Raw genomic sequence first — 3,248 nt, forward strand, 5'->3', positions numbered from 1 at the left:
AGCGGTACTATGCGCTCGGCAAAGGTTCCATTATGAAGCGCGCCGGTTATGCTGTAAGCCGGGTGGCGATCACGCCGAATTATCAGGGGCACAATACGGTCAACCTGTCTGAATTGCTGGGACGGGGCATCGCGGAGGGCATCTCCACGACGTACTATCCGAGCGAGGATAGCAATGTAAGCGACATCGCCACGAAGTATTCCTATGCAATTCTGCGCGATGCGGCTACGAATGCTTTTCGGGAGTTCTGGCCGGATATCGCAGTGCATGTGCTGCATCGGAAACCGTAGTGGAGGTATAGGGCGGGCCTTCGGCCCTGGGTAAGTGGCACGAATTACAAACTAACCTTTGCAGCCGCCTGATTGTGATGGCTTTATAGTTCCCAGATCAGCCGTGCTGGTCGATCAGACGGATCATCTCGAGGAAGAGGTCGCCTGCGATCTGGAGCGAGTGCGCGCTGATCTTGTCGATGGTGTCGAAGGCGGTGTGGTGGTAGCCGTCGGGCAGCATCATGGTGTGCGGGCCGTAGTCCATGTCGATGATGTCGAGGACTGGGACGCCGCGCTGCTGGAAGGGAATATGGTCGTCGTCGACGGCGGTCTGATTTTTGAAGACGTAGCTGGAGTGGCCGGTGTTCTTTGCCGCTTGCTGGAGCAGGTCGAGCAGCCACGGAGTCGAGTTGGCGTCCTTGTCGATGTTGAGGTCTTTGTCGCCGATCATGTCGGCCACCATAAAGGCCTTGATCTTTTTGAGGGTGCCGTCCTGCGACCATTTGGCGGCGAGGTGGCGGGTGCCGTAGAGGGAGTTTGAGGAGGTCCACTGGCTGGGGTTGTAGGGCGGATTGGCGATGGCCTCTTCGCCGTCGTCGAAGACCAGCCAGACGCTGTAGCCCTGCGGCGGATGGACGCGGAGATAGTTGCCGATCTCGATGAGCAGGGCAGAGGTGGCGGCGCCGTCATTGGCTCCGACGAAGCTGATGTCGCGGAGCGGGTAGTTGGTCTCGTAGTGGCTGGCGATGACGATGACGCCGTCTTTTTTGCCGGGATACTTGACGATGTAGTTGCGCATGTCCAGCAGGCCGACGGGAGTGCTGGCGGCGAAGCTGTCGGTCTCGAAGTGGCCCTTGGCGATCTCGGGCTTGAAGTGCTCCTCGATGAAGGCTTCGGCTTTGGCGTGGCCGGGGGAGCCGATGTAGCGCTTGGGGGCTACGTTGAGGTATTGCTGGGTGAGGGCGTAGGCAGCTTGTCCGTTGAAGCGGGCGGGTGCTGCTGCGCGAGCGTTTGCGGCAGTGAGCAGAAGGACGAGCAAGGGCAAGAGCAACCGCAGGTCCTTCGGCTTCGCTGCGCTCCGCTCAGGATGACAGGTGTTTACCAATGCGGCGGAGGTCATGAAGGCTTGAGTTCCTTGGCTTTGCGGTGGGATGGATGAACAAAGTAAGCAACGCCGACGCCGATGAGGTAGAGGCCAAGCATGGGGGTAGCGAAGAGGCACATGGTGACAGGGCTGGGATCCGGGCAGATGACGGCGGCAATGAGGAATATGGCGAGGATGGCGTAGCGGATATGTTTGAGCAGGAACTTGGCGTCGACGATGCCGAAGAGCGAGAGGAAGAAGATGAGGATGGGCAACTCGAAGGTGATGCCCAGGCCGAGGATGATGGCCAGAAAGAAGCCGGTGTACTCATCAATGGTGATGATGGGGTGGAAGTCCTTGCCGAAGTCGCCGATGAGGACCTTGAGGGCGCCGGGAAGGATCCAACGATAACCGAACCAGGCACCAGCGAGAAAGAGGGTGATGGTGGCGGTCATGAAGGGGATGACGTAGCGTTTCTCGTTGGCGTACATGCCGGGCGATATGAACAGCCAGACCTGATAAAGGATGAAGGGCGATGCCAGAATCGCTCCGCCGACGAGCGCTGTTTTAATAAAGAGGTTGATGGGGTCGGTCGGGTGCGTGAAGTTGAGCTGGAGGTGAAGGTTGAGCAGCGGCTGCTGTACGAAGCCGTAAAGACGCTCGCGGAAGATCCAGCCGACGACGAAGCCGATAAGTAGATAGCCAGCGGAGTGGAGGAGGCGTTTACGCAGCTCTCCCAGATGCTCCATGAGACTCATGCCGGGAAGTTCGGCGCGGTCGGTGACGGCGGAACGGGCGCGATCGACGAAATCAGCCATGAACGGGGGCCTCGCTGGTCTGGTCGGATGCGGGTACGGACTCGGGTGCGTGCGGGATGGAGCTGAAGGCCTGCGAGATGGACGAGCTGGCTACGGGAAGGCCGGTCGATGGGGGCATGAGATTGAGCTCGCCTGAGGTTGCGATGGGAAGTGGTTCTGGAAGTGGTTCGACGGGCGGCTCAGCGACGGCTTCCGCGGCGGCCACTTCGGCAGTGCTTTCGCTCGAGAAATCGGTCGAGGAGAAATCATCCTTGAAGGGATCCATGTGGGGATGCTCTTCGATGGGATCTTCGCTGAAAGGTGGGGCGATGGTGTTCTCGCTGCCGTCGGTGAGGGCAGGGGTGACGGGGGCAGCGGCTTCCATGGCGGCGATCTTCTTTTGCTGATCAGCCTGCTCGGACATGCGCAGCTCGTCTTCCATCTGCATACGGAACTCGTTGGAGGCACGGCGGAACTCGGCCATGAGCTTGCCTAACTGGCGGGCGAGCTCGGGCAGCTTCTTCGGGCCGAAGAGGAGCAGGGCGAGAACGAAGATGAGTGCGCTGTCCTGAAAGCTAGGCATAGATACGTCCCATGATACGGCTTACGTTGGAGGGTAACAAATAGATGCCTTCTATTGACACTGTTGTAAGATTAATGGCGTAGGGCTGACGGATTTGAAGAACTGAGTCTGACCGATTGCGGGGCTGAATCGACGACGAAAGATGCATCTTTTGGGTGTGTCCTTCGTCCAATGAAATAAGAGCGGCGAAGATGGCCGCGAGCGCGGCAAAAGGTAGTAAGGGTTGCAACATCCCCGTGGGTTGGATGGCGGTTTGAAACGGGCCGCCCTAGCGAATCCACTGCAGCCTCGGTAGTGCATGCTTTCAACATCCCCGTCTCGGAGGCGAAGGACGGTGCCGGCGTCAGCCGACCCCTAACGACCTCGTGAGACTGAAGGCGGAGTACATTGAACGGACTCATGGAAGAGGTCGCGGCAACGGCCGTGGCAGAGCGTGTTGCGGATACTTGTTCTCTCGATCACTATCTATCGCAACCTGATCACACGATGGATGCGCGTATCGCCGCGGCACGGGC

3 protein-coding genes and 1 pseudogene are annotated in these 3,248 nt (G+C 59.2%); 1 reads left to right on the forward strand and 3 read right to left on the reverse strand.

The window, feature by feature from the left end; all coding sequences use genetic code 11:
* Positions 1 to 290 (forward strand): annotated as a pseudogene (locus VMU57_RS10390) (hypothetical protein); the annotation flags it as partial.
* A gap of 97 nt (positions 291 to 387) precedes the next feature.
* Here the strand turns inward: VMU57_RS10390 and VMU57_RS10395 are convergent.
* The 3 genes from VMU57_RS10395 to VMU57_RS10405 are packed head-to-tail and all read right to left on the reverse strand — an operon-like array spanning position 388 to position 2,733.
* Positions 388 to 1,389 carry a M28 family peptidase gene (locus VMU57_RS10395; protein WP_325383115.1) on the reverse strand — a complete coding sequence of 334 codons (1,002 nt, stop codon included), beginning with the start codon at positions 1,387 to 1,389 and terminating at the stop codon, positions 388 to 390.
* On the reverse strand, positions 1,386 to 2,171 hold the full coding sequence (gene tatC / locus VMU57_RS10400) for a twin-arginine translocase subunit TatC (RefSeq protein ID WP_325383117.1): 786 nt from the start codon (positions 2,169 to 2,171) through the stop codon (positions 1,386 to 1,388). The genes VMU57_RS10395 and tatC overlap by 4 nt, the downstream gene beginning before the upstream one ends.
* The gene (locus VMU57_RS10405; protein WP_325383119.1) at positions 2,164 to 2,733 is read right to left on the reverse strand and encodes a twin-arginine translocase TatA/TatE family subunit; all 570 of its coding nucleotides are present in this window, start codon (positions 2,731 to 2,733) and stop codon (positions 2,164 to 2,166) included. The genes tatC and VMU57_RS10405 overlap by 8 nt, the downstream gene beginning before the upstream one ends.
* Between the last annotated feature and the right edge of the window lie 515 nt (positions 2,734 to 3,248).

The organism is Edaphobacter sp. (assembly GCF_035532915.1).
Classification (GTDB): domain Bacteria; phylum Acidobacteriota; class Terriglobia; order Terriglobales; family Acidobacteriaceae; genus Edaphobacter.

Bases quoted from the DNA above. Each gene is read 5' to 3' on its own strand.
- VMU57_RS10395 (WP_325383115.1), bottom strand. From the start codon at position 1,389: ATGACCTCCGCCGCATTGGTAAACACCTGTCATCCTGAGCGGAGCGCA.
- VMU57_RS10405 (WP_325383119.1), bottom strand. From the start codon at position 2,733: ATGCCTAGCTTTCAGGACAGCGCACTCATCTTCGTTCTCGCCCTGCTC.
- tatC (WP_325383117.1), bottom strand. From the start codon at position 2,171: ATGGCTGATTTCGTCGATCGCGCCCGTTCCGCCGTCACCGACCGCGCC.